The 25,170-nt window shown below is 52.9% G+C and carries 23 protein-coding genes; 19 read left to right on the top strand and 4 right to left on the bottom strand.

What is annotated here, in order from left to right; all coding sequences use genetic code 11:
* Nucleotides 1–4: 4 nt before the first annotated feature.
* Nucleotides 5–670, top strand: a complete 666-nt coding sequence (fsa, locus tag ACLBVC_RS19995; protein ID WP_410151087.1) for a fructose-6-phosphate aldolase — start codon at nucleotides 5–7, stop codon at nucleotides 668–670.
* Between the two features lie 112 nt (nucleotides 671–782).
* Here fsa and ACLBVC_RS19990 read toward each other — a convergent pair whose 3' ends face one another.
* Complete coding sequence (locus ACLBVC_RS19990) at nucleotides 783–1,613, bottom strand: dienelactone hydrolase family protein (RefSeq protein WP_410151086.1); 831 nt, start codon at nucleotides 1,611–1,613, stop codon at nucleotides 783–785.
* 171 nt (nucleotides 1,614–1,784) lie between these two features.
* Between ACLBVC_RS19990 and katE the strand changes: the two genes are divergently transcribed.
* The 11 genes from katE to tatD all read left to right on the top strand — a co-directional run bounded on the left by katE (nucleotide 1,785) and on the right by tatD (nucleotide 13,305).
* Nucleotides 1,785–4,067 (top strand): catalase HPII, encoded by a 2,283-nt coding sequence (gene katE, locus ACLBVC_RS19985; RefSeq protein ID WP_410151085.1) that lies wholly within the window; start codon nucleotides 1,785–1,787, stop codon nucleotides 4,065–4,067.
* Between the two features lie 289 nt (nucleotides 4,068–4,356).
* A complete protein-coding gene (gene udp / locus ACLBVC_RS19980; protein WP_410151084.1) occupies nucleotides 4,357–5,118 on the top strand; it encodes a uridine phosphorylase in 762 nt (253 codons plus the stop codon).
* 194 nt (nucleotides 5,119–5,312) lie between these two features.
* Nucleotides 5,313–5,840 carry a DedA family protein gene (locus ACLBVC_RS19975; protein WP_410151083.1) on the top strand — a complete coding sequence of 176 codons (528 nt, stop codon included), beginning with the start codon at nucleotides 5,313–5,315 and terminating at the stop codon, nucleotides 5,838–5,840.
* A 157-nt stretch (nucleotides 5,841–5,997) separates the two neighbouring features.
* Nucleotides 5,998–7,518, top strand: a complete 1,521-nt coding sequence (rmuC, locus tag ACLBVC_RS19970; RefSeq protein ID WP_410151082.1) for a DNA recombination protein RmuC — start codon at nucleotides 5,998–6,000, stop codon at nucleotides 7,516–7,518.
* Nucleotides 7,519–7,664: 146 nt separating this feature from the next.
* Nucleotides 7,665–8,420, top strand: coding sequence for a bifunctional demethylmenaquinone methyltransferase/2-methoxy-6-polyprenyl-1,4-benzoquinol methylase UbiE (gene ubiE, locus ACLBVC_RS19965; RefSeq protein WP_410151081.1), 756 nt, complete (start codon nucleotides 7,665–7,667; stop codon nucleotides 8,418–8,420).
* 13 nt (nucleotides 8,421–8,433) lie between these two features.
* Nucleotides 8,434–9,042, top strand: coding sequence for a ubiquinone biosynthesis protein UbiJ (ubiJ, locus tag ACLBVC_RS19960; RefSeq protein ID WP_410151154.1), 609 nt, complete (start codon nucleotides 8,434–8,436; stop codon nucleotides 9,040–9,042).
* The gene (gene ubiB / locus ACLBVC_RS19955; RefSeq protein WP_410151080.1) at nucleotides 9,039–10,670 is read left to right on the top strand and encodes a ubiquinone biosynthesis regulatory protein kinase UbiB; all 1,632 of its coding nucleotides are present in this window, start codon (nucleotides 9,039–9,041) and stop codon (nucleotides 10,668–10,670) included. The genes ubiJ and ubiB overlap by 4 nt, the downstream gene beginning before the upstream one ends.
* Nucleotides 10,671–10,742: 72 nt before the next feature.
* Nucleotides 10,743–11,009 carry a Sec-independent protein translocase subunit TatA gene (gene tatA, locus ACLBVC_RS19950; protein ID WP_410151079.1) on the top strand — a complete coding sequence of 89 codons (267 nt, stop codon included), beginning with the start codon at nucleotides 10,743–10,745 and terminating at the stop codon, nucleotides 11,007–11,009.
* Between the two features lie 3 nt (nucleotides 11,010–11,012).
* Nucleotides 11,013–11,690 carry a Sec-independent protein translocase protein TatB gene (tatB, locus tag ACLBVC_RS19945; protein WP_410151078.1) on the top strand — a complete coding sequence of 226 codons (678 nt, stop codon included), beginning with the start codon at nucleotides 11,013–11,015 and terminating at the stop codon, nucleotides 11,688–11,690.
* A gap of 2 nt (nucleotides 11,691–11,692) precedes the next feature.
* Entirely contained in the window at nucleotides 11,693–12,460 is a 768-nt protein-coding gene (tatC, locus tag ACLBVC_RS19940; protein ID WP_410151077.1) for a Sec-independent protein translocase subunit TatC, read from the top strand.
* Between the two features lie 56 nt (nucleotides 12,461–12,516).
* On the top strand, nucleotides 12,517–13,305 hold the full coding sequence (gene tatD / locus ACLBVC_RS19935) for a 3'-5' ssDNA/RNA exonuclease TatD (protein ID WP_410151076.1): 789 nt from the start codon (nucleotides 12,517–12,519) through the stop codon (nucleotides 13,303–13,305).
* Between the two features lie 82 nt (nucleotides 13,306–13,387).
* On the opposite strand, the gene rfaH is transcribed toward tatD, so the two are convergent.
* On the bottom strand, nucleotides 13,388–13,876 hold the full coding sequence (gene rfaH, locus ACLBVC_RS19930) for a transcription/translation regulatory transformer protein RfaH (protein ID WP_410151075.1): 489 nt from the start codon (nucleotides 13,874–13,876) through the stop codon (nucleotides 13,388–13,390).
* 173 nt (nucleotides 13,877–14,049) lie between these two features.
* Here rfaH and pepE point away from each other — a divergent pair, with 173 nt between their 5' ends.
* The 3 genes from pepE to fre all read left to right on the top strand — a co-directional run bounded on the left by pepE (nucleotide 14,050) and on the right by fre (nucleotide 17,180).
* Nucleotides 14,050–14,775 (top strand): dipeptidase PepE, encoded by a 726-nt coding sequence (pepE, locus tag ACLBVC_RS19925; RefSeq protein ID WP_410151074.1) that lies wholly within the window; start codon nucleotides 14,050–14,052, stop codon nucleotides 14,773–14,775.
* A 164-nt stretch (nucleotides 14,776–14,939) separates the two neighbouring features.
* Complete coding sequence (ubiD, locus tag ACLBVC_RS19920) at nucleotides 14,940–16,430, top strand: 4-hydroxy-3-polyprenylbenzoate decarboxylase (RefSeq protein WP_410151073.1); 1,491 nt, start codon at nucleotides 14,940–14,942, stop codon at nucleotides 16,428–16,430.
* Nucleotides 16,431–16,478: 48 nt separating this feature from the next.
* A complete protein-coding gene (fre, locus tag ACLBVC_RS19915; RefSeq protein WP_410151072.1) occupies nucleotides 16,479–17,180 on the top strand; it encodes an NAD(P)H-flavin reductase in 702 nt (233 codons plus the stop codon).
* Nucleotides 17,181–17,301: 121 nt separating this feature from the next.
* Here the strand turns inward: fre and fadA are convergent, their stop codons facing one another.
* Together fadA and fadB are read right to left on the bottom strand one after the other, a co-directional pair.
* Nucleotides 17,302–18,465, bottom strand: coding sequence for an acetyl-CoA C-acyltransferase FadA (gene fadA / locus ACLBVC_RS19910; RefSeq protein WP_410151071.1), 1,164 nt, complete (start codon nucleotides 18,463–18,465; stop codon nucleotides 17,302–17,304).
* A gap of 11 nt (nucleotides 18,466–18,476) precedes the next feature.
* Nucleotides 18,477–20,669 carry a fatty acid oxidation complex subunit alpha FadB gene (gene fadB / locus ACLBVC_RS19905; RefSeq protein WP_410151070.1) on the bottom strand — a complete coding sequence of 731 codons (2,193 nt, stop codon included), beginning with the start codon at nucleotides 20,667–20,669 and terminating at the stop codon, nucleotides 18,477–18,479.
* Between the two features lie 189 nt (nucleotides 20,670–20,858).
* On the opposite strand from fadB, the gene pepQ reads away from it, so the two are divergent.
* Genes pepQ through hemG form a run of 4 tightly spaced genes read left to right on the top strand, consistent with a single transcriptional unit; the run spans nucleotide 20,859 to nucleotide 24,850 of the window.
* Nucleotides 20,859–22,190: a Xaa-Pro dipeptidase gene (gene pepQ, locus ACLBVC_RS19900; RefSeq protein ID WP_410151069.1), complete on the top strand. Its 1,332-nt coding sequence runs from the start codon at nucleotides 20,859–20,861 to the stop codon at nucleotides 22,188–22,190.
* Entirely contained in the window at nucleotides 22,190–22,801 is a 612-nt protein-coding gene (locus ACLBVC_RS19895) for an IMPACT family protein (protein ID WP_410151068.1), read from the top strand. The genes pepQ and ACLBVC_RS19895 overlap by 1 nt, the downstream gene beginning before the upstream one ends.
* A gap of 37 nt (nucleotides 22,802–22,838) precedes the next feature.
* Nucleotides 22,839–24,290 carry a Trk system potassium transporter TrkH gene (gene trkH, locus ACLBVC_RS19890; RefSeq protein WP_101079360.1) on the top strand — a complete coding sequence of 484 codons (1,452 nt, stop codon included), beginning with the start codon at nucleotides 22,839–22,841 and terminating at the stop codon, nucleotides 24,288–24,290.
* A 20-nt stretch (nucleotides 24,291–24,310) separates the two neighbouring features.
* Nucleotides 24,311–24,850: a menaquinone-dependent protoporphyrinogen IX dehydrogenase gene (gene hemG, locus ACLBVC_RS19885; protein WP_410151067.1), complete on the top strand. Its 540-nt coding sequence runs from the start codon at nucleotides 24,311–24,313 to the stop codon at nucleotides 24,848–24,850.
* Nucleotides 24,851–25,170 lie beyond the last annotated feature (320 nt).

The raw sequence follows: 25,170 nt of genomic DNA, 5'->3' as shown, positions 1-25,170 counted from the left end.
GGGTATGGAACTGTATCTGGATACCGCTGACATTAGCGCAGTAAAACGTTTATCCCGCATTTTGCCGTTACAGGGCGTGACCACAAACCCGAGCATTGTGGCAAAAGCCCGTACGTCATTATGGGAAGTCTTGCCCGCGCTGCGTGATGCTTTAGGCGGTGAAGGGAAACTGTTTGCGCAGGTGCTGGCAAATCAGGCCGAACAAATGGTTGAAGAAGCCGAATTGCTTCATTCACGCGTTCCGGGGCTGGTGGTGAAAGTTCCGGTCACGGCGGAAGGGCTGGCAGCCATTAAAATCCTGCGTACCCGAAAAATTCCGACGTTGGGAACCGCCGTGTATGGCGCAGGTCAGGGGCTGCTTTCGGCGCTGGCAGGGGCGGAATATGTTGCGCCGTACGTGAACCGCCTCGATGCGCAGGGCGGAGACGGGATTGAGATGGTGACGCGATTGCAGAAATTGCTGACGTTGCATGCACCGCACGCCAAAGTGCTGGCTGCCAGCTTCAAAACGCCGCGTCAGGCGCTTGATTGTCTGCTGGCCGGATGCCAGTCCATAACAATTCCGGTGGACGTCGCCGAGCAGTTTGTCAGCGCACCGGCGGTTCAGGCGGCGGTAGTTAAATTCGAAGAAGACTGGCAGGGGGCATTCGGCCAGTTGTCGCTGCGTTAAATATGGCTGCGACTCTGAATCTGCAAATAATCTAAATCTGCAAGTTAAAAAGCCCGACAGGAAAACCTGCCGGGCTTCTGACATTTGGGATCTTTTCATGCAGTCTTGATGATCACTTCACGCCATACTGTGTAAAGAAATCCAACATTCGCTGCCAGCCATCGTGAGCGGCTTCGGCGTTATAGCTCGGCCGATAATCGGCATAAAAAGCATGTCCGGCTTCAGGGTAGACGACGATTTCTGCATTGGCATTGGCCGCGCGAATGGCCTGCCGCATGGTTTCGACTGTGTCAAGCGGAATGCCGGTGTCCTGGCCGCCGTACAAACCTAAAACCGGCGCATCAAGCGCAGCGGCAAGGTCAACCGGGTTGGTCGGGCTGGTCAGTGTTTTGTTGCCGACCAGTTTTCCGTACCACGCCACGCCCGCTTTTAATTGCGGGTTATGCGCCGCATACAGCCAGGCAATCCGGCCACCCCAGCAGAAACCGGTAATCCCCAGTTTGGAAATATCCCCGCCGTGCTGCGATGCCCAGTGCGCGGTGTGGTCGAGATCGGAAAGTACCTGCTGATCCGGCACTTTGCTGACCAGTTTTTCGAACAGCTCGCTGATTTCGGTGTAATTGCGCGGGTCGCCCTGGCGGAAATACAGCTCAGGCGCGATAGCCAGATATCCTTGTTTTGCAAGACGGCGGCAGACATCCTGAATATGTTCGTGAACGCCAAAAATCTCCTGAACCACCAGAATGATCGGTAATTTTCCTGAGAAGTGTTCCGGCCGGGCGAGATAGGCGGGAAGATCTTCACCCTGCGAAGGAATGGTCGTCTGACCCGCGTGAAGCCCGTCGGTGTCGGTATGAATAGTCGTGCTGGCAACCGGTGTCACGGCAGGGGCAAAGCTGGTCGGAGCCTGTTTCAGTGTCAGTAATTCTTCTTCTTTTTTCATCGTGGTCTCCATGCAAGTGTCCATACGGAAATCTGGCTCTATGGATTAAAACTATAGCCGGAAAGCGGGAACAGCAAGGCAGAACAGATGTTCTATAGTTAAAAGTTATACAGGAAATATGTCAGGGAAGAACCATAGAACGTCCGAATCTTTCATGAGGAGTCATGTTCAATGTCGAAATCACCGTCTAAAACGACCAAGAAAAGTGAGCCAAAATCGGTAAGCCTCGCCCCCGCCACGGGCAGTCAATCTTCTCAACCCGGCCTGGGCAATCTCGCGCCATCCGACAGTGCTTATCAGGTGTCACCGCAACCCACGCCGCCCGGTAAAGAACCGACCGCCTCCGGCAGTGCCAAAAGCCCGGAGAACACCAACGCCAAACTCGATGCTCTGGAGCGACATCGAAAAAATGGTGAGAAGCAGCCGCTGACCACCAATCAGGGCACCAAAATTGCTGATGACCAGAACTCGCTGAAAGCTGGCAGCCGGGGGCCGACGCTGCTGGAAGATTTCATCCTCCGCGAGAAAATCACTCATTTTGACCATGAACGGATACCTGAACGTATCGTTCATGCGCGCGGTGCCGCCGCGCACGGTTATTTCCAGCCTTACCGCAGCCTGAAAGCGGTCACAAAAGCCAGTTTTCTCTCCGACCCGAAAAAAATAACGCCGGTCTTTGTGCGTTTCTCGACGGTGCAGGGCTCGAAAGGGTCAGCAGATACGGTTCGTGATATTCGCGGCTGGGCCACCAAGTTTTATACCGATGAAGGGATTTATGATCTGGTCGGCAATAACACGCCAGTCTTCTTCATTCAGGATGCCCATAAATTTCCTGATTTTGTCCACGCCGTAAAACCCGAGCCGCACAACGAAATTCCACAAGGCGCCAGCGCGCATGACTCCTTCTGGGACTATGTTTCCCTCCAGCCCGAAACGCTGCATAACGTTTTTTGGGCGATGTCTGACCGGGGCATTCCGCGCAGCTACCGCACGATGGAAGGTTTCGGGATCCACACTTTCCGCTTTGTGAATGCCAAAGGCAAAGCGACGTTTGTCCGTTTTCACTGGAAACCGCTGGCGGGCAAGGCTTCTCTGTTGTGGGACGAGGCGCAGAAACTGGCAGGGAAAGATGCCGATTTCCACCGGCGCGATTTGTGGGAAGCCATCGAAGCAGGCGATTATCCCGAATATGAACTGGGCGTTCAGCTGATCCCGGAAGAGGATGAATTCAAGTTTGATTTCGATTTGCTCGACCCGACCAAGCTGATCCCTGAAAAACTGGTGCCGGTGGAGCTTGTCGGGAAAATGGTGCTCAACCGTAATCCGGACAACTATTTCGCGGAAACCGAGCAGGTCGCTTTCCACCCGGGACACGTTGTGCCCGGCATTGATTTTACAAATGATCCGCTGTTGCAGGGGCGTTTGTTCTCTTACACCGATACGCAAATCAGCCGTCTGGGCGGGCCGAATTTCCATGAAATCCCGATTAACCGGCCAACCTGCCCGTACCATAACTTTCAGCGTGACGGTATGCACCGGCAGGATGTAGATACCAATCCGGCTAATTACGAGCCGAATTCCATCAACAATAACTGGCCGCGAGAAACGCCATCGGCTGCGTCCGGAGGCGGATTTGAAAGTTACCCTGAGCGTATTGATGCTGTAAAAATCCGGCAGCGAAGTGAATCATTTGCAGAATACTATGCGCATCCGCGCCTGTTCTGGCTGAGTCAGACGCCAGTAGAGCAGGACCATATCGCCGGGGCATTCTCCTTTGAGTTATCCAAAGTGGTACGGCCGTATATCCGCGAACGCGTAGTCGATTTGCTGGCGCACGTTGACCAGACTCTGGCGGCTATCGTCGCGAAAAATCTGGGCATTACACTTTCGGCGCAAACGAGAAAGGTGAAGCCTCCGAAACCGGTTAATGGCCTGGAAGCAGATCCGTCACTGAGTTTGTACGCCAGCGGAAAAGGGACGATAAAAGGGCGTCAGGTGGCGGTGCTGCTGGGCGAAGGCGTTAATGCTGCAGATGTGCTGGAAACTTTGCAGGCGCTTCAGGCTGCGGGCGTTCATCCCAAACTTCTGGCCAGCCATCTGGGAAATGTAATTGCCGATGATGGTTCGACATTGCCGGTAGATGCCACGTTCGCCGGTTCGCCGTCCATTACCGTGGACGCCGTTATTGTGCCTCACGGCCACATCGATGCTTTGCTGATGAACGGTGATTCCCGCCATTATGTGCTTGAAGCCTATAAACATCTGAAAGTTATCGGGCTGAGCGGAGACGCCCGTCGCTTTAAACCGCTGCTGGGGCTGACGGATGACGTACCGGAGGACGGGATTATCGAAGGCGAAAAGGCGGAAGGAAAATTGCTGAAAGCGTTCCTGAAAGAAATGGCAAAACATCGCGTCTGGTCGCGCAGTGCGGCAGCCGGAGCAGTTCCGGCCTGAGTTGAATTTTAATCAGCCTTACCGGCAGGCGGCGTCATTCATCAGTGATATGGCAACGCCTGCTTTTATTTCTCCGTCCGGGAAAATACTTCATCCGGCAAAGCATCAGTCTGCTTAAAATTTCGGCGTAATACATTTAATTTGTGATTTTCATCACAAATTAAATGTATGCAGGATTCTCGTTGTTACATCATAGTGACTGCCGTCACGAAATGACGTCACAATGTTCAGTACAGTTGCCGGGTGTTCCTCCTGCCAATAAATGACCTTACTTACAGAGGAGTTTGTTATGTCTCAGCCTGAAGTTTTCCACCTTGGCCTGGCCAAAAATGATTTAAACGGTGCCACGCTGGCGATTGTTCCCGGCGACCCTGAGCGCGTGGAGAAAATTGCCAAACTGATGGAGAACCCGGTGCGTCTGGCTTCTCATCGCGAATTTACCTCATGGCGTGCTGAGCTTGACGGCAAATCTGTGATCGTTTGTTCAACCGGTATCGGCGGCCCGTCTACGTCCATCGCAGTGGAAGAGTTGGCACAGTTGGGCATCCGGACTTTCCTGCGCGTGGGTACGACCGGTGCTATTCAACCGCACATCAATGTGGGCGATGTTCTGGTCACGACGGCTGCTGTTCGACTTGATGGCGCGAGCCTGCACTTTGCGCCGATGGAATTCCCGGCTGTCGCCGATTTCGCCTGTACCACGGCGCTGGTCGCGGCGGCAGAATCTGTTGGCGCTTCAACGCACATCGGCGTAACCGCGTCTTCTGACACCTTCTATCCGGGTCAGGAACGTTACGACACCTTCTCTGGCCGCGTTGTTCGTCGCTTCAAACAATCGATGAAAGAGTGGCAGGAAATGGGCGTGATGAACTATGAAATGGAATCCGCCACACTGCTGACCATGTGTGCAAGCCAGGGCCTGCGCGCAGGTATGGTTGCCGGTGTTATCGTAAACCGTACGCAGCAGGAAATTCCTGATGCGGAAACGATGAAAAAGACTGAAAGCCACGCAGTGAAAATCGTTGTAGAAGCCGCCCGTCGCCTGATCTAAAAAATACTAAAACAAACACATCACATCTGTGGGCTGCCTCTGGCGGCCCATTTTTTTGCCCCGATAATCAGATCTGTTAAGGTCGTGTTAGTAAAGTGTCTGAAATAATTTATCGAACCGGCTACTTATCTGCTGATAAAAAACTGCTGATTAAAAGCCGCTGACACAAAACCGCTGACAAAAGGAACTGCTTTTTGACTGTTCATGACCTTCTGGATTACACAACGACCTTTATTCGCGCGCATCAGGTATGGGCTGCGCCGATCGTGTTCTTCCTCGCTTTTGGCGAATCTCTGGCGTTTTTATCGCTGCTCCTTCCGGCCACTTTTATTCTGTTAGGGTTGGGTGCGCTGATTGGTGAAACCGGCATTCCGTTCTGGCCAATATGGGCGGCAGCGGCGGCCGGTGCATTCTTCGGCGACTGGCTTTCTTACTGGATCGGCGCGCATTTTCAGGATCGTGTCGGGAATTTCTGGCCGTTCTCCCGCCATCCGCAAATGCTGGTTCGCGGGCATGCATTCTTCGAAAAATGGGGGATGCCGGGCGCATTTATCGGGCGTTTCTTTGGCCCGCTTCGCGCCGTAGTACCGCTGGTTGCGGGGATTTGTGGCATGCCGCAGAAGTATTTCCAGATTGCAAACGTAACCTCCGCGCTGATCTGGGCATTCGGCATTCTCGCGCCGGGCGCTTTTGGCATCCAATGGCTGAGCCGCTGGTTCTGAATCCTGCGCTGCATCGCTGACGTCTTCAAGAGGGCCGGGCGGAAGAAATTCCTTTTTGGAAGACGTCTCGCAAAGGCGTCATGCTGCTGAAAATAGACTGGACATCCATACAGCCTGCTATTACCGTGACCGCAAGTGATTTTAAGAAGGAATACGCGTGGATATCAGCATTTTGTTCGCCCTGGGCGCAGGGATAATCGGCCTGTTAGTCGGCTGGCTGGTCGCTAGTTTGCGGCAACAGCAGCAGCAGGCAGAGTACGAAACACAGCGTCGGTTGCTGGAGCATTCGCTGGAGCAAGTGAAGACGGAAAACGACGCGCACAAAAATGAGCGACAAGCCGTTCAGCAGCAAATGCGTGAAGCGGAACTTGAGCTGCGCAAATTGCACAGCGCGGCGGCAGCCAGCCAGGAAAAGTTGCAGTTGCTGACTCACTGGCAAAATGAATGCGAACAGCTAAATCAGGAATTACGTGCCCAGCGTGAGATTAACAGCGCTCAGGAAGCCGAGCTTCGCGAGGTTTCTACGCGGCTGGACGAGACGCGTATGGCGGCAGAAGACAAACAGCGTCTGCTGATCAACAGCGAACAGCGCCTGAGCAGTCAGTTTGAGAATCTGGCCAACCGTATTTTTGAACAAAATGGTCGCCGGGCCGACGAACAGAACAAGCAAAGCCTCGACAAACTGTTGCTGCCGCTGCGCGAGCAGCTTGATGGTTTCCGCCGTCAGGTGCAGGACAGTTTTGGTCAGGAAGCCCGTGAACGTCACACGCTGGCGCACGAAATCCGTAACCTGCAGCAGCTGAACGTTGAGATGGCGCGCGAAGCGGTGAACCTCACCAAGGCGCTGAAAGGTGATAATAAAACGCAGGGGAACTGGGGCGAAGTGGTGCTCAGTCGCGTGCTGGAGGCGTCCGGCCTGCGCGAAGGTTACGAATATCAGACGCAGGTCAGCGTACAGGTTGATACGAACAGCCGAATGCAACCCGATGTGGTGGTGCGTCTGCCGCAAAATAAAGACGTGGTGATTGACGCGAAAATGACGCTGGTGGCCTACGAGCGTTACTTCAACAGTGAAGATGACAGCGAGCGTGATGCGGCGCTGAATGAGCATATCGCGTCCGTTCGCGGGCACATCCGCCTGCTGGGCCGTAAAGATTATCAGCAGCTTCCCGGTTTGCGCAGCCTTGATTACGTCCTGATGTTTATCCCCGTTGAGCCCGCTTTTTTACTGGCTATCGACCGGGAGCCAGAATTGATCAGCGAAGCACTGCGTCACAATATTATGCTTGTCAGCCCGACCACGCTGCTGGTGGCTTTGCGTACAATCAGTAATTTATGGCGTTATGAACATCAGAGCCAGAATGCCAAACGCATTGCCGATCGCGCCGCCCGTTTGTATGACAAACTGCGGTTGTTCGTGGATGACATGGAGTCGATGGGGCAAAGCCTCGACAAAGCGCAGGGAAGTTATCGCTCAGCGATGAATAAACTCTCGCAAGGCCGTGGTAACCTTATAGGGCAGGTTGAAAGTTTCCGTGCTCTGGGGGTCGAAGTTAAACGGCCTATCAGCCCGTCTCTGGCGGAGATAGCGAAAGCGGAAAATGAACCGGAAGATACCGCATCTCTGCCCGATACCTCTGATGCGGAAGAAGAACAGGCGCTGAACCCGCGTGAATAATTAAAGGTGGCAGAGTTTCCACAGGGGCTTACTGATTCGATCTGTGAATCTTTGCAATATGCTGAATCACCATCGGTGATGGGGCTTTCTAACGGGTTCTGGTACACTTCTCCCCAAGAGTTTGACTGAAAAAGCAGGCATAAATAATGGAAAAGCAGACGCAGGAAACCACTCATTTCGGTTTTCGTACAGTAGCCAAAGATGAGAAGCAGGAAATGGTGGCGGAAGTCTTCCATTCTGTTGCGGCAAAATATGATTTGATGAATGACCTGATGTCTTTCGGGATTCATCGTATCTGGAAACGTTTCACCATTGATTGCAGCGGTGTACGCCAGGGCCAGCGTGTGCTCGATCTTGCGGGTGGCACCGGTGACCTGACCGCAAAATTCTCCCGTCTGGTGGGTGAAAAAGGCGAAGTTGTGCTGGCGGATATTAACGATTCCATGCTGAAGATGGGCCGCGAAAAGCTGCGCAATCTGGGCATCGTGGGTAACGTCAATTACGTTCAGGCCAACGCTGAAGCTCTGCCTTTCCCTGATAATTATTTCGACTGCATCACAATTTCTTTCGGTCTGCGTAACGTGACTGAAAAAGAAAAAGCGCTGCGTTCGATGTTCCGCGTACTCAAGCCGGGTGGCCGTCTGCTGGTTCTGGAATTTTCCAAACCGCTTCTGAAACCGCTGAGCAAAGCTTACGACACTTACTCTTTCCATATTTTGCCACGCATTGGCGAGCTGGTTGCGCAAGACGCTGAAAGCTATCGCTATCTGGCTGAATCCATCCGTATGCATCCTGATCAGGAAACCCTGAAAGGCATGATGGCGGATGCAGGTTTTGAAAATGTGACGTATCACAATCTGACCGGTGGCATTGTCGCCCTGCATCGGGGTTTCAAATTCTGATATGAGCATGCCGATGTTGTTGACGCCGTTACTGACTGCCGCCATTGAGACGCCGCTTAATTACCTGCTTTTCCGCGATCGCAGCATGAAGGCGGCGCGAACGCGTCTGGCAGGTAAAGTTTTACGTGTCGAATTGCAGGAACTGAGTGCTCCGCTGACGTTTGTGTTCAGCGAGCAAAAAATCGATGTTCTTGGGCAGTGGGACGGTGCAGCGGATTGCACCGTTATCACAAGGCTTTCTGTGCTGCGTAAGTTGCGCGATCGTCAGCAATTGTCGCCGCTTATGCGCAATGGTGAGCTGGTGGTTGAGGGCGATATTTCCGTTGTTCAGCAATTTACCGCGCTGCTGGATATGGCTGAGTGGGATCCCGCTGAGTTTCTGGCACCTTACGTCGGTGATATAGCAGCACAGGGGCTGACTCAGGCGGTTCAGGGGAGTTTGCGTTTTCTGCAAAAGGGGCTGAAACATCAGCAAAGTTATGTGGCTCAGACGCTGACCGAAGAGTGGAAAATGGCACCGGGACCGCTGGAAGTTGTCTGGTTTAGCGATGAAGTTTCTGCACTGGCACGCGAGCTGGATGCGCTGGATAAACGTATCGAAAAACTGGAGGGTAAACCGTGACGCCTAGGGAAATGCGACGTTTATATCTTATTATCCGCATGTTTCTGATCTATGGCCTTGACGAACTCATCCCTAAAATCCGCTTAACGCTGCCGCTGCGCATTGGTCGTTATCTTTTTTTCTGGTTGCCGAATCGTCATAAAGAAAAGCCGTTGGGCGAGCGCATGCGTATGGCGCTGGAAGAACTGGGGCCGGTATGGATCAAGTTCGGCCAGATGATGTCAACACGTCGCGACCTTTTCCCTCCTCAGATCGCCGATCAGCTTGCCTTGCTTCAGGACCATGTTCCACCTTTTGATGGTGCGAAAGCACGTCAGCAAATTGAAGTGGCGCTTGGTGGCCTGGTGGAAACCTGGTTTGATGAGTTCGACCAGACGCCGCTGGCTTCTGCCTCTATTGCTCAGGTTCATACCGCGATATTGAAAGAAAACGGTAAGCCGGTCGTTCTGAAAGTCATCCGCCCGGATATCTTGCCAACGATTGTGGCGGATATCCGTCTGATGTCGCGTCTGGCGGGCTGGTTACCGATTCTGTTGCCTGATGGCCGTCGTTTGCGCCCCCGTGAAGTCGTGCGCGAATATGAAAAAACGCTGCTTGATGAGTTGAATTTACTGCGTGAAGCGGCGAATGCTATTCAGTTGCGCCGCAATTTCGAAGGCAGCCCGATGTTGTATGTGCCGGAGGTTTATCCGGATTACTGCAGCGAACGCCTGATGGTGATGGAGCGTATTTACGGAATCCCGGTTTCTGATATTGAAGCGCTGAAGAAACACGGTACCAATATGAAACTGCTGGCCGAACGCGGCGTGCAGGTTTTCTTCACTCAGGTTTTCCGTGACAGTTTCTTCCATGCCGATATGCACCCGGGGAATATTTTCGTCAGCTACGAAACCCCTGAAGATCCTTGCTACATAGGCATTGATTGCGGCATAGTTGGTTCGCTCAACAAGGAAGACAAACGGTATCTCGCGGAGAATTTCATCGCTTTCTTCAACCGCGATTATCGTAAAGTGGCTGAATTACATGTCGATTCCGGCTGGGTTCCCCGCGATACCAACGTCGAAGAGTTCGAATTCGCTATCCGTACGGTTTGCGAACCGATTTTTGAGAAACCGCTGGCAGAAATTTCTTTTGGTAACGTGCTGTTGAATCTTTTTAATACGGCACGCCGTTTTAATATGGAAGTTCAGCCTCAGCTCGTGCTGCTGCAAAAAACGCTGCTGTACGTAGAAGGTCTCGGACGTCAGCTTTATCCTCAGCTTGATTTGTGGACCACGGCGAAACCTTTCCTTGAAAGTTGGGTACGCGATCAGGTCGGGTTGCCGGCAATGATCCGTGCGCTAAAAGAGCGTGCGCCTTTCTGGCTGGAGAAAATGCCTGAGTTGCCGGATCTGGTTTACCAGAGCCTGCATCAACACAAGTTATTGCAATACAACATTGAGAAGCTTTCTTCCCAGATACATAACCAGAGTTCCCGTCAGGGCCAGTCTCGTTATCTTCTGGGGATTGGTGCGACACTGCTGTTGAGCGGAACTCTTTTACTGTTAGGCGATGTTAAGGTTTATCCGGCTTGCCTGATGGTCGCGGGTGCAATTTCCTGGTTGATTGGATGGAAACGCGCCAGCTGAATACTTTGCGTTAAATTGAATGCCGTTTGCGAACGGCAATAAATGTCGTTCCTTCCTATTGAGGTGAAAATAATGGGTGGTATTAGTATTACAAAAATCCTGATTCTCGTTGTACTCGTGGTACTGCTGTTCGGTACTAAGAAACTGCGCGGTCTGGGTTCTGATCTGGGTGCTTCCATCAAAGGCTTCAAGAAAGCCATGAGCGATGATGAAGGCCAGAAAACTAACAAAGATGCTGACACTTCTGCTTCTGATGCTGATTTCATCGCTAAGTCCGTTGAAAACAAGCCAGCAGCCAAGGCAGATGAAACCAAGAGCCAAAACAAAGAGCAGGTATAAGCCGTGTTCGATATTGGATTTAGTGAACTGCTACTGGTATTGGTGATTGGCCTGGTAGTCCTTGGGCCAGAGCGTTTACCCGTAGCAGTAAGAACAGTAGCAGGCTGGATCCGCACACTGCGTGCCATGGCGGCTTCCGTGCAGAGCGAGCTGTCGCAGGAACTGAAACTTCAGGAATTGCAGGACACCCTGAAAAAAGCTGAAGAGTCAGGCCTGAAGAATTTAACGCCAGAAATCAAAGCGTCCATGGATGAGCTGAAAGAAGCGGCAGAATCGATGAAACAGTCGATCAACTCAGGGCTGAATCCTGCGGAGAAAGCTGTCGAGAACGCCAAAGCGGAAGGTAATACCATCCACAACCCGGTTCTGGATGAAGCCGAAGCGCATCATGATGCAGGTATTTCTCCGGCTACGGCTGAGAAAGTTGTCTCTGCACCTGCTGCTGCACCGCAAAGTGCCGTTGATGCTGCGCTGGCTTCCAATAAGACGGCGCATGCAGCAGCAGAACATGCTGAAACGCTGGCCGCTTCTACGGAGCCTTCGGTAACAGAATCAACGGTTGCCGAGCCTTCTGTTGCCTCTGCGCCGGTGACGAAACCTGTCGTCGCTGAAGTCCCTGTTGCTGAACCCGCAGCCCCGGTTAAACCGGCGTCATCAACTCAAACAACCGGTGAGCATTAATCATGGCTGTTGAAGATACACAACCTCTTATCAGCCATCTGATTGAGCTGCGTAAGCGTCTGTTGAATGCCATTGTTTGCATTCTCGTGGTGTTCCTGGCACTGGTTTACTTTGCCAATGATATCTACCAGTTGGTCGCTTCTCCGCTTATCAAACAGATGCCGATGGGCGCGAGCATGATTGCTACAGATGTAGCATCTCCGTTCTTTACGCCAATTAAGCTGACGATGATTGTCTCGGTATTTCTTTCTGCGCCGTTTATTTTGTATCAGGTCTGGGCGTTTGTAGCGCCTGCGCTTTACAAGCATGAACGTCGTCTGATGATGCCGCTGCTGTTCTCAAGCTCCGCATTATTTTATCTCGGCGTGGCCTTTGCGTACTTTGTCGTCTTCCCGCTGGCGTTTGCGTTCTTTGCGAAAACTGCGCCTGCTGGCGTTCAGATCGCTACCGACATCAACAACTATCTCGATTTCGTGATGGCGCTGTTTATGGCATTTGGTGTGTCTTTCGAAGTGCCGATTGCGATCGTGTTGCTGTGCTGGAGTGGGGTAACCACCCCGGAAGACCTGAAGAAAAAGCGTCCTTATGTTTTAGTGGGCGCTTTTGTGGTCGGCATGCTGCTAACACCGCCGGACGTTTTCTCTCAGACGCTGCTGGCCATTCCGATGTACCTGCTGTTTGAAATTGGCGTTTTCTTTGCCCGCTTCTACGTAGGTGGTCGTCGTCGCGCCGATGTCGATAACGAAGCTGATCCGGATCAGCCTGCGTAATACATTCTTTGATGAAAAAACCGCCCTGTTGGGCGGTTTCTGTTTTGGGACTCTTCATGTTTGAAATCGGTATTAACCTCACCAGTAATCAGTTTGATAAAGATCGTCCGCAGGTCGTTGAAAGAGCCAGAGCGGCCGGTCTGAGCGGTATGTTGATCACCGGGACGTCCGCGCAGGAAAGCGCTGAAGCGCAGAAGATGGCGATGGAACATCCGGATTTTTGCTGGTCAACGGCGGGCGTGCACCCGCATCAGGCGAGTAACTGGAATGACGATGTTGAGCGCAGCATTCGCGAGCTGGCAGCACTGTCACAGGTTGTCGCGATTGGTGAATGCGGGCTGGATTTTAACCGTAATTTTTCTCCGGCAGACAGTCAGGAAGAGGCGTTTACCGCGCAACTGTCTCTGGCGAAGGAGTTGCAGTTGCCGGTATTTTTACACTGCCGTGATGCCGGAGAGCGATTTGCCGCGTTGATCAAACCCTGGCTGCCGGATTTGCCGGGCGGCGTAGTGCACTGTTTTACCGGCACGCGCGAAGAGCTGGAGCTTTATCTGTCTCTCGGGTTGTCGATTGGTATTACCGGCTGGGTGTGTGATGAGCGTCGTGGGCTGGAACTGCGCGAAATGCTGCCGCTGATCCCCGCTGACCGGTTGATGCTGGAAACCGATGCGCCTTATCTGTTGCCGCGTGATATGGAAAATAAGCCAAAGAATCGCCGAAATGAGCCTGCCTTTCTGCCGCATATCGTAAATCAGGTGGCGATGTGGCGTGGTGAAGATCCGCAATGGCTGGCAGATATCACGGATGAGAATGCGCGTAAGCTTTTTTCGTTGCCCGTACTTTGAAATAAATGCGTTTCAATAACTTTCTGAATAAAAAAAGCACCGGTAAACGGTGCTTTTTCATCGGGACGCCAGTGAACGCAAATCAGATTTTCTGGAAATGCGTATTTTCGATGCTCTGACGGACCGGCTGGTTTATCAGGTTCAGCATCAGCAGTGAACGCGCTTCGCCATCGGGTTCGGTATATATCGCTTCGATACCGGTGAAAATCCCATCGGTGATCACGACATGGTCGCCTTCATACGGCGTCTCGGGGTCACGGTATTCAATCGAAGGCGGTTCCATCAGCTGTTTGATAACGTCCGGCTGAACCGTCGCCAGTTTTGCACCGAAGCGGATGAAGTGACTGACGCCACGCGTTGCATTGATCGTCGTGGTATGGATCCGCTCAGGGTCGAACTCGATGAACATGTAATTCGGGAACATAGGCTCGCTGACGGCCGTACGGCGTCCGCGCACCATTTTTTCCAGTGTGATCATCGGTGTCAGGCAGTTAACTTCCTGGCGTTCCAGATGTTCTTTCGCGCGAAGCAACTGACCACGTTTGCAATAGAGTAAGTACCAGGATTCCATAGTTTCCCACATTAAATCGTTGAGCGGGGCAGCATACCAAAAGCCACTCATGAGATACAGACAGTGCGAGTCTGTGCAGACGTTTGCTGATTGTCGGCTCGTTATCTTTTATTATCGAAGAAAAGCGCGGTCCTATCCCCTCTATTCGTCCTAATTTTATCAGGAGATGTCTCATGGAGTTGTTTTTGCTGAGTAACGGTAAACTCTCAGGTGAATCCGAGTTACTGGGTTATGCAAAAGAGCGTATTCAGGCAATGTTGCAGGCGAAAAACATCCGTTCTGCTGTTTTGATTCCTTACGCCCTGATCCGCAATGACTATGACACCCGTGCGAAAGAGCTTTCGGATGCTTTGGGCATCAAAGTAGACAGTATTCATCACGCCGAAAACCCTGCTCAAGCCATTGCCAGCGCCGGGTGTATTTTGATTAGCGGCGGTAACACCTGGATGCTCAACCAGCTGCTGCATGAAAATGGGCTGATTGTGCCGATCCAGCGTGCTGTGCGGGAACGCAATGTCCCTTACATTGGCTGGAGTGCGGGTTGTAACGTAGCCACGCCAAGCATTCGCACCACCAATGATATGCCGGTTCGCAACTCTGTGGTTCTGCCTTCTCTCGGCCTCTTTCCGGTGCAGATTAACCCGCACTATATAGACGCGCATTTAAGTGGTCATATGGGCGAAACGCGCGATGAGCGTATTGCCGAATTCTGTGCTGTCAATCCGTCTGAATCCGTACTGGCATTGCGTGAAGGCAGTTTGTTGCAGGTTTCCGGCAATAATCTGAGCTATTTCAGCGCGAAAGGTCAGGGTTTCAAAGTGTTCCATCACGGGCAGGAAACACAGGAATACCAGGATACTCAGGCGATACAGCCGCTGGTGCCTTTTAACTGTCAGTAAAACTGTTGCTTTGTCACATCCGTATCGCCAGACCCGCAGCGTTAAAGTCTGGCGGCTAAACTGCTTTTTCGTTATCAGTATTTACCTGCTGATAACAAAAAAGCAGCAACAACACCGGAGAGGCTCTATAATGCCCTCCTTCAACCCGGCGACTCAGAATCAGCATGAAATACCGAGATTTACGTGACTTCCTCTCGTTACTTGAAAAGAGAGGCCAACTGAAACGCATCAGCCAGTCTGTTGATCCTTATCTGGAAATGACCGAAATTGCCGATCGCACATTGCGGGCGGGCGGTCCGGCGTTGCTGTTTGAAAATCCGAAAGGTTATGACATGCCCGTGCTGTGCAATTTGTTCGGCACGCCTCAGCGTGTCGCGATGGGCATGGGGAAAGAAGACGTCAGCGCGCTGCGTGAAGTCGGCGAATTACTGGCGTTCTTGAAAGAGCCTGAGCCTCCGCGGGGTTTCCGCGATTTATACGATAAGGCACCGAAGTTTAAGCAGGTGCTGAATATGCCGACCAAAGTGCTGCATTCCGCACCTTGTCAGCAGCAGATTTGGGAAGGCGACGCGGTAGATATCACCAAGATCCCGGTGATGCAGTGCTGGCCGGAAGATGCTGCGCCGCTCATCACCTGGGGTCTGACCGTAACCCGTGGACCGAACAAGCCGCGTCAGAATCTCGGCATTTATCGCCAGCAGGTTCTGGGCAAAAACAAAGTGATCATGCGCTGGTTATCCCATCGTGGTGGCGCGCTGGATTACCAGGAATGGTGTCAGCAGAATCCGGGGCAACGCTTCCCGGTGAGCGTCGCGCTCGGCGCGGATCCGGCCACAATTCTTGGCGCAGTGACGCCGGTACCGGACACGCTGTCTGAGTATGCTTTCGCAGGTTTGCTGCGTGGCAATAAAACCGAAGTTGTAAAGTGCATTTCCAACGATCTGGAAGTCCCGGCCAGCGCCGAAATCGTGCTGGAAGGGTATATCGAACCTGGTGAAATGGCACCCGAAGGCCCTTATGGCGACCATACCGGCTACTATAATGAAGTAGACAGTTTCCCTGTTTTCACGATTACGCACATGACACAGCGTAAAGACGCCATTTATCACTCTACCTACACAGGCCGTCCGCCGGATGAACCTGCTGTGCTGGGTGTGGCGCTCAATGAAGTGTTTGTGCCAATTTTAAAGAAACAATTCCCGGAAATTGTTGATTTTTATCTTCCACCGGAGGGTTGCTCCTACCGTCTGGCGGTCGTTACCATGAAGAAGCAGTACGCCGGTCATGCGAAACGCGTCATGATGGGCGTCTGGTCTTTCCTGCGTCAGTTCATGTACACCAAGTTTGTGATTGTGTGTGATGACGACGTGAATGCCCGCGACTGGAATGACGTGATTTGGGCGATCACCACCCGAATGGATCCCGCGCGCGATACCGTGCTGGTGGAAAACACGCCGATAGATTATCTGGATTTTGCCTCTCCGGTTTCGGGCCTTGGCTCAAAAATGGGGATGGATGCGACCAACAAATGGCCGGGAGAAACGCAGCGTGAATGGGGACGCCCGATTGTGAAAGATCCGGACGTGACCGCGCGAATCGATGCCATCTGGGATGAACTCGCTATTCTTAATGATAAAGACGATGCGAAAAAATAATCGAATCTTTGTCCTACGCTTTGCTTTGATGACCCACAGAGGGAACGCATGACAATATTGAGCTGTAAAGTGACCTCGGTCGAGGCGATAACGGATACGGTTTACCGTGTCCGGCTGGTTCCGGAAGCGCCTTTTTCTTTCCGCGCGGGCCAGTATCTGATGGTGGTGATGGACGAGCGCGATAAGCGTCCGTTCTCTATGGCCTCGACGCCTGCTGAAAACAACGTTATTGAGCTGCATATCGGTGCATCTGAGCTGAATCTTTACGCGATGGCGGTGATGGATCGCATTTTGAAAGAACAGGCGATTACCGTGGATATTCCGCACGGCGACGCATGGCTGCGGGAAGAAGGTGAGCGTCCGCTGGTGCTGATTGCAGGCGGAACGGGCTTCTCGTATGTCCGTTCTATTCTGATTACGGCGCTCGAGCAGCAGCCTCACCGGGACATCTCGATTTACTGGGGTGGCCGTGAGCTGAAGCATTTGTATGATTTGGGTGAGCTGGAAGCAATGAGCATCAACCACCCTAATCTGAAAGTGATCCCGGTTGTAGAGCAGCCGGAAGACGGCTGGCAGGGCAGAAGTGGTACGGTGCTGAGCGCCGTTCTGCAAGATTTCTCTTCACTGGCGGAGCACGATATTTATATCGCCGGTCGTTTTGAAATGGCAAAAATTGCCCGTGAGCGTTTTGTTGCGGAACGCGGTGCGCTGGAAGACCGCTTGTTTGGTGATGCCTTCTCTTTCATCTGATTTGAAGTCAATCAGCCAAAAAAGCCCGCCCCTGACAGGCGGGAAAACGGCAACTAAAACGGGCAGAACAAGATTTAAAAAGCGGACATTGCGTCCGCTTTTTCTTTTTTACAAACTGACGTCAGATACGTTCAAAAACGGTGGCGATGCCCTGACCTAAACCGATACACATGGTGGCGACGCCAAACTGCACATCGCGATGTTCCATCAGGTTCAACAAAGTCGTGGAAATACGCGAACCTGAGCAGCCGAGCGGGTGTCCGAGGGCGATTGCGCCGCCGTTCAGGTTGACGCGTTCTTCCATCGTTTCGAGCAACCCCAAGTCTTTTACGCACGGCAGCGCCTGCGCTGCAAAGGCTTCGTTGAGTTCGAACAGGCCGATGTCCTGCACGCTAAGACCGGCGCGTTTCAACGCCAGACGTGTCGCCGGAACCGGGCCGTAACCCATAATGGAGGGATCACAACCCGTCACAGCCATTGCACGAATTCGCGCGCGGGCTTTCAGACCTAAGGATTTCGCGTGGGATTCACTCATCAGCAACATGGCGGATGCGCCGTCGGATAATGCCGAAGACGTCCCCGCTGTTACGGTGCCGTTGACCGGATCAAAGGCCGGACGCAATGCTGCGAGTGTGGCGACGGTAGTTTCCGGGCGGATAACTTCGTCAAAATCATAACGGGTCAGCACGCCTTCTGCGTTGTGGCCTTCGGTCGGTACGATTTCATTGACAAAATGCCCGGCAAGCGTTGCAGCGTGTGCCCGCTGATGGGAACGCGCAGCAAACTCATCCTGCATCTCGCGGCTGATCTGGTGCATTTTCGCCAGCATTTCGGCGGTCAGCCCCATCATGCCTGCGGCTTTCGCCACGGTTTTGCTCAGGCCCGGATGGAAATCCACACCGTGGCTCATCGGGACGTGGCCCATATGTTCTACGCCACCGATCAGGCTGACCTGCGCATCGCCGACCATAATGGCGCGCGCCGCGTCGTGCAAAGCCTGCATGGAGGAACCACACAGCCGGTTCACCGTTGTGGCCGGCACGCTGTGCGGGATTTCAGCCAGCAGGGCGGCGTTGCGGGCAATATTGAAGCCCTGTTCCAGCGTCTGCTGCACGCAGCCCCAGTAAATATCATCAATCGATTTGGCATCGACGGACGGATTGCGTACCAGCAGGGCGCGCATCAGATGTGCCGATAAATCTTCAGCCCTGACCTGACGGAATGCGCCGCCTTTCGAACGGCCCATTGGTGTACGGACTGCGTCAACAATGACTACGTTTTCCATGATTTCGGTCCTTATGCCTGATTGCCAGTGCTGAGGTTTTCCAGCGGAGCGGCAACCGGATAATAACTTTTATTTGCCTGTGCTTTGGCGCGTAACCCTTCCGGCGCCTGATACATAGGGCCGAGATGTGCGTATTGTTCGGTCAGTTTCAGGTACGCAGCGGTGCCAAGCGTATCCAGATAACGGAACGGGCCACCGTGGAACGGAGGGAATCCGAGGCCGTAAACCAGCGCCATATCTGCTTCTGCCGGGCTGGCGATAATACCTTCTTCCAGGCAGCGAACCACTTCGTTAATCATCGGGATCATCATGCGGGCAATGATGTCCTGCGGTGAGAAATCGGAATGCGCAGGTTTTAGGTTTTCAGCTAACAGGCTGATCGCCTGATCGTCGACGTCTTTACGCGGCTTGCCTTTGCTGTCCTGGCTGTAACGGTAGAAGCCCAGCTGGTTTTTCTGACCAAAGCGGCGGTTGTCGAATAAGACGTCCACGGCGTCACGGTAATTGCGTGCCATGCGCTGCGGGAAACCGGCGGCCATAACGGCCTGCGCGTGGTGAGCGGTATCGATGCCCACGACATCCAGCAAATAGGCCGGGCCCATCGGCCAGCCAAACTGTTTTTCCATCACTTTGTCGATTTGGCGGAAATCCGCGCCGTCGCGCAGCAGCAGGCTGAATCCCGATAAATACGGGAACAGCACGCGGTTTACAAAGAATCCTGGGCAGTCGTTGACCACGATCGGCGTTTTACCCATCGCCAGGGCGTAAGAGACGATACGTGAAATTGTCTTGTCCGAGGTTTTCTCGCCGCGAACGATTTCCACCAGCGGCATCCGGTGAACCGGGTTGAAGAAATGCATGCCGCAGAAGTTTTCCGGGCGTTTCAGCGTAGAGGCCAGTTGGTCGATCGGAATGGTTGAGGTGTTGGAGGCCAGAACGGTGTCTGCGCCCAGCAGGGATTCCGCTTCAGCCAGTACGGCGGCTTTCACTTTTGGATTTTCCACGACCGCTTCGACCACTATTTTGGCGCGTTCGATGCCGCTGTAATCCAGCGTCGGATGGATTGTCGACAGCACTTTTGCCATCTTCATGCCGTCCAGCTTTCCGCGTTCAAGCTGTTTATTCAGCAGCTTGGCTGCTTCATTCATCCCGAGCGTCAGGGACTGTTCGCTGATGTCTTTCATCACAACCGGTACGCCTTTCAGCGCAGACTGATAGGCGATACCGCCGCCCATAATGCCTGCCCCAAGAACAGCAGCCTGCGCCGGTTTTTCACTGTCTTGCGCCAATTTTTTTGCTTTGCCTTTCACGAACTGATCGTTAAGGAAAATGCTGACCAGCGCGCGCGCTTCTTTTGATTGCGCGAGAGGAACAAAACTGGCGGTTTCCAGCTTAAGCGCTTCGTCTCGGTCAAGGCCCGCCGCGGCTTCGATCGTCTTCACCGCGGTCATCGGTGCCGGGTAATGTTTTCCGGCATTTTGCATGACCATGCTTTTTGCCACGCTGAAGCTCATCGCCGCTTCAATCTGGCTGAGTTTCAGAGGCTGACGTTTCGGTTCGCGGCGGCTGTGCCATTCCAGTTTTCCGGCGATGGCCTGTTGCAGCATGCTGATACCGGCATCGCGCAGTTTCTCTGCATCAACGACGGCATCAACCAGCCCGATTTTCAGGGCATCTTTGCCGCTGATATTTTTGCCTGCTGCGATAATCTCCAGCGCGCTGTCTGTACCAATGAGGCGCGGAAGCCGCACCGAGCCGCCAAAGCCCGGCATAATGCCTAAGCTGGTTTCTGGCAAACCGATACGTGCATCAGCCGTGCTGATACGGAAATCGGTGGCTAATACGCATTCGCAGCCTCCGCCCAGCGCATACCCGCTGATGGCAGAAAGCGTTGGAACCGGTAAATCTTCCAGGCGGTTGAAAATGCTGTTGGCGAAATTCAGCCACTCGTGCAGTTTTTCCGCCGGAGCGTTAAACAGAGATAAAAACTCGGTGATATCCGCACCCACAATGAAAGCGGATTTCGCTGAACTAAGCAGCAAACCTTTCAGCTCGGACTGTTTTTCCAGTACCGCAATGGCTTCGTCGAGGCTGGCGACCGTTTGGGTATCGAGCTTGTTCACCGAGCCTGGAGCGTCAAACACCAGCTCAGCAATACCGCCATCGAGCCAATGCAGATGTAATGTTTCGCCTTGGTAGAGCATGTGTCTCTCCTGAATCATCGGGGATGATCTGGTATGACCAGATGCTTTCGAGTGTGGTTTTTATGTTAATAATTTGCAAATGAGATGTGTTTTATTTGCGGGCAAGATCACAAACCTTCCGGGACTATGGTCGCGGTGAGGCTGTGGTAAGATGCTGCATCGTCTTTCCGGTGAAAAAAGGACAGTTGGATGGAATCGCTTACTACGCTTTATAAAGAACATATCGCCACGCTGCAGGCGCGTGCCCGTGAAATTCTGCAACGTTCTCAACTCGATGCGTTACTCATTCACTCCGGTGAACTGATAACGACCTTCCTTGATGACCACAGTTACCCTTTCAAAGTTAACCCGCAATTCAAAGCCTGGGTGCCGGTTACCAAAGTGCCGAACTGCTGGCTGTGGGTGGATGGCGTTAATGCGCCGAAGTTGTGGTTCTATTCGCCGGTGGATTACTGGCACAGCCATGAGCCACTGCCTGACAGTTTTTGGACCAAAGAAATTTCGCTGACGCCGCTGGCAAATGCGGACGATATCAAGGGCCAGTTGCCGGTGGATCTGAAGCGCGTGGGCTATATCGGCTCCAGCCAGGATCGTGCCATCAGCATGGGCGTTCCGGCGTCGAACGTTAACCCGAAAGCGGTGCTGGATTATCTGCATTATCATCGCGCCTACAAAACTGACTACGAGCTGGCCTGTATGCGTGAAGCGCAGAAAGTGGCCGTAAGCGGTCACCGCGCTGCGAAAGAAGCGTTCCTGTCGGGGATGAGTGAGTTTGATATCAACCTCGCGTATCTCACCGCGACCGGTCACCGCGATACCGATGTACCTTACGACAATATCGTGGCGCTCAATGAACACGCTTCCGTGCTGCATTATACGACGCTTGATAACCAGCCTCCGGCCGAAATGCGCAGTTTCCTGCTTGATGCGGGCGCCGAATACAACGGCTATGCAGCTGACCTGACGCGAACGTATGCCGGAAAACCTGACAGCGATTTTGGCGCATTGGTTAAAGATCTGAACACCGAACAACTGGCGTTAATTGATTCGATTAAATCCGGTGTGCGCTATACCGACTATCATGTTCAGATGCATCATCGCATCGCCAGGCTGCTGAAAGCGCACAAGCTGGTGGTCGATATCAGCGAAGACGCGATGGTTGAACAGAACCTGACCGGGCCTTTCCTGCCGCATGGTTTGGGGCATCCTCTGGGATTACAGGTTCATGATGTTGCCGGTTTTATGCAAGATGATCAGGGCACGCATCTGGCCGCGCCTTCGCAATATCCTTATCTGCGTTGTACGCGTGTGATTGAGCCGCGAATGGTGCTGACTATCGAACCGGGCCTGTATTTCATTGATTCGCTGCTGACGCCGTGGCGTGAAGGGCAATTCAGTAAGCACTTTGCCTGGGATCGTATTAATGCAATGAAGCCATTTGGCGGGATCCGTATCGAAGACAATATTATCATTCATGACAATCGCACCGAGAACATGACCCGTGATCTGAAGCTGGCCTGATGCAGCCGTATTCCGTCCCCGCTGAACCGGTCAGTTACAGCGAAGAAATAAAGAAGAGTCGCTTCATCACCTTGCTGGCAAGAACGGAAGGCGTTGAGGCGGCGAAAGCTTTTGTTCAGGATGTCAGAAATCAACATCCGGCAGCGCGTCATCACTGCTGGGCATTTATAGCCGGCGCGCCAAATGATTCTCAGCAACTGGGCTTTTCAGATGATGGTGAACCTGCAGGCACAGCGGGCAAACCCATCTTGAGTCAGCTGATGGGAAGCGGGGTCGGAGAAATAACGGCCGTCGTTGTACGTTATTACGGCGGCATTATGCTGGGCACCGGCGGGCTGGTGAAAGCCTACGGCGGCGGTGTCCAGCAGGCATTAAAGCTGCTTGCCGTGCAGCAAAAAGTCCCGCTGGCGGAGTACGCAGTGCAGTGTGATTACAGCCAGTTACAGCTGGTGGAAATGCTGCTCTCGCAGGTTGGTGGGCATATTTTACGCAGTGAATATGGGGCGTCGGTCGATCTCGTTCTGGCTTTGCCTGCCGCACAGGCGCAGGCCGCAATCAGTCAGCTTTTCGATATCAGCCGCGGCGCGCTCATTTTGCGTCCGGTTTCTTAAATTTTTCTATGGTTAATTCGCTGAGGAACGCACCAGCATGCATTTTCGTGCCATAACACGCATCGTCGGGGTGCTCGTCATCCTTTTCTCCGGAACGATGATTATTCCCGGCCTGGTCGCTTTAATTTACCGCGATGGCGCGGGCCGTGCGTTCAGCCAGACTTTTTTTGTCGCGCTGGCTATTGGGTTATTCCTCTGGCTGCCCAACCGTAAGCAAAAAAGCGAGCTGAAGCCACGCGAAGGTTTCCTGATTGTCGTGCTGTTCTGGACGGTGCTGGGCAGCGTCGGGGCATTGCCTTTTCTGTTCTCAGAGCGTCCGAATCTGTCGCTCACCGACGCTTTCTTTGAATCTTTTTCCGGGCTAACCACAACGGGCGCGACCACGCTGGTCGGGCTGGATTCATTACCGAAGGCCATTTTGTTCTACCGGCAGATGCTGCAATGGTTTGGCGGTATGGGGATTATTGTGCTCGCGGTGGCGATTCTGCCGATATTGGGCGTCGGCGGGATGCAGCTGTATCGGGCAGAAATGCCCGGGCCGCTGAAAGATAACAAGATGCGCCCGCGTATTGCCGAAACCGCAAAAACCCTGTGGCTCATCTATGTACTGCTGACCATCGCCTGCGCACTTTCTCTGTGGGGTGCAGGGATGTCGGTTTTCGATGCCATCGGACATAGCTTCTCGACAATCGCTATCGGTGGTTTCTCGACACACGATGCCAGTATCGGTTATTTCCACAGTGGCACCATTAATACGATTGTCGCCGTTTTCCTGCTGATCTCCGGTTGTAACTACGGCCTGCACTTTGCAGTGCTGAGCGGACGCAACCTGAAAGTCTACTGGCGTGATCCGGAATTCCGGATGTTCATCGGTGTGCAATTTACGCTGGTGGTGATCTGTACCTTTATCCTGTGGATACATAATACCTACGGCTCAGGGTTGGAAACGCTGAATCAGGCATTCTTCCAGGTGGTGTCGATGGCAACGACGGCAGGTTATACCACCGACAGTATTTCGAAGTGGCCGCTGTTCCTGCCTCTTCTATTATTGTGCTCTGCGTTTATTGGTGGCTGCGCGGGCTCGACTGGCGGTGGGCTGAAGGTTATCCGTATCCTGCTGCTTTATTTACAAGGCACGCGGGAACTGAAAAGACTGGTTCACCCGAATGCGGTTTACACCATCAAGCTGGGTAACCGCGCATTGCCGGAACGTATTATTGAAGCCGTATGGGGTTTCTTCTCGGCTTACGCGTTGGTGTTTATTGTCAGCATGCTGGCGATAGTGGCGACGGGCGTGGATAACTTCTCCGCTTTTGCCGCTGTTACCGCCACGCTCAATAACCTGGGGCCGGGGTTGGGCGTCGTGGCGGATAACTTCGCATCCATGAATTCCGTGGCGAAATGGATCCTGATTGTCACGATGCTCTTTGGCCGCCTTGAGGTCTTCACATTATTAGTACTGTTCACTCCAACATTCTGGCGCGAATGAGTTTTTGAAAGGGAATAAGAATGAAAGCGTTGATCCTCTACTCAAGCCGTGACGGCCAGACTCATGCCATCGCTTCCTTTATAGCAAATGAGCTGAAAGAGAAGTGCAACTGTGATGTTGTCGATCTGGCTCACGCGGGCCACGTTGATTTAAAGCATTACGACCAGGTGATGATTGGCGCGTCAATCCGCTATGGCCATTTCAATGCGGTGCTGGATAAGTTTGTTAAGAAGCATTCGGAAACACTGAACCAAATGCCTTCTGCATTTTTCGGCGTGAACCTGACAGCCCGTAAGCCGGAGAAGAGAACGCCGCAGACTAATGCCTATGTGCGTAAGTTCCTGCTGACATCGCCATGGGAACCGGCAATCTGCGGTGTCTTCGCCGGAGCATTACGTTATCCACGATATCGCTGGTTCGATAAGGTGATGATCAAACTGATTATGCGAATGACGGGCGGTGAAACGGATACCAGTAAAGAAGTGGAATATACCGACTGGCAGCAGGTGGCTAAATTCGCTAAAGATTTTGGGCAGATATCGTATAAAAAATCGCACTAATGCGGGCTTAATAGACGTTTAGACCAAAAAGAAAGCACTCGGAAAGTTTTTTGAAATTAAGGGTTGCGGCCTTCTGAGAACTCCCTATAATGCGCCTCCACTGACCGGGAACAACGACTCCTCTAACGAGAACCAAGTCGCCCAGTCAGGAAGAATCAACCCGGTGAAAACACCGCATCTTGTAAAAGAAAATGGTTGACTCTTCAGGGGGAAAGAGTAATATCTGCCTCCCACGTTGCTGAGTTAAGTCTCGCAACGAACGCTCTTTAACAATTTATCAGACAATCTGTGTGGGCACTCACAAGACGATATCAGCCACT

Source organism: Rahnella selenatireducens (assembly GCF_046449555.1).
GTDB classification, from domain to species: Bacteria; Pseudomonadota; Gammaproteobacteria; order Enterobacterales; family Enterobacteriaceae; genus Rahnella; species Rahnella selenatireducens.
Note: the sequence above shows the minus strand (reverse complement) of the source record. Positions and strands in the feature narration are given on the sequence as shown.

Coding starts and splice junctions, on each gene's coding strand:
- tatD (WP_410151076.1), top strand. CDS start 12,517: ATGTTTGAAATCGGTATTAACCTCACCAGTAATCAGTTTGATAAAGAT.
- tatA (WP_410151079.1), top strand. CDS start 10,743: ATGGGTGGTATTAGTATTACAAAAATCCTGATTCTCGTTGTACTCGTG.
- pepE (WP_410151074.1), top strand. CDS start 14,050: ATGGAGTTGTTTTTGCTGAGTAACGGTAAACTCTCAGGTGAATCCGAG.
- rfaH (WP_410151075.1), bottom strand. CDS start 13,876: ATGGAATCCTGGTACTTACTCTATTGCAAACGTGGTCAGTTGCTTCGC.
- pepQ (WP_410151069.1), top strand. CDS start 20,859: ATGGAATCGCTTACTACGCTTTATAAAGAACATATCGCCACGCTGCAG.
- fadA (WP_410151071.1), bottom strand. CDS start 18,465: ATGGAAAACGTAGTCATTGTTGACGCAGTCCGTACACCAATGGGCCGT.
- trkH (WP_101079360.1), top strand. CDS start 22,839: ATGCATTTTCGTGCCATAACACGCATCGTCGGGGTGCTCGTCATCCTT.
- hemG (WP_410151067.1), top strand. CDS start 24,311: ATGAAAGCGTTGATCCTCTACTCAAGCCGTGACGGCCAGACTCATGCC.
- ubiD (WP_410151073.1), top strand. CDS start 14,940: ATGAAATACCGAGATTTACGTGACTTCCTCTCGTTACTTGAAAAGAGA.
- ubiE (WP_410151081.1), top strand. CDS start 7,665: ATGGAAAAGCAGACGCAGGAAACCACTCATTTCGGTTTTCGTACAGTA.
- fadB (WP_410151070.1), bottom strand. CDS start 20,669: ATGCTCTACCAAGGCGAAACATTACATCTGCATTGGCTCGATGGCGGT.
- fre (WP_410151072.1), top strand. CDS start 16,479: ATGACAATATTGAGCTGTAAAGTGACCTCGGTCGAGGCGATAACGGAT.
- fsa (WP_410151087.1), top strand. CDS start 5: ATGGAACTGTATCTGGATACCGCTGACATTAGCGCAGTAAAACGTTTA.
- ACLBVC_RS19895 (WP_410151068.1), top strand. CDS start 22,190: ATGCAGCCGTATTCCGTCCCCGCTGAACCGGTCAGTTACAGCGAAGAA.
- ACLBVC_RS19990 (WP_410151086.1), bottom strand. CDS start 1,613: ATGAAAAAAGAAGAAGAATTACTGACACTGAAACAGGCTCCGACCAGC.
- ubiJ (WP_410151154.1), top strand. CDS start 8,434: ATGTTGTTGACGCCGTTACTGACTGCCGCCATTGAGACGCCGCTTAAT.
- tatC (WP_410151077.1), top strand. CDS start 11,693: ATGGCTGTTGAAGATACACAACCTCTTATCAGCCATCTGATTGAGCTG.
- katE (WP_410151085.1), top strand. CDS start 1,785: ATGTCGAAATCACCGTCTAAAACGACCAAGAAAAGTGAGCCAAAATCG.
- udp (WP_410151084.1), top strand. CDS start 4,357: ATGTCTCAGCCTGAAGTTTTCCACCTTGGCCTGGCCAAAAATGATTTA.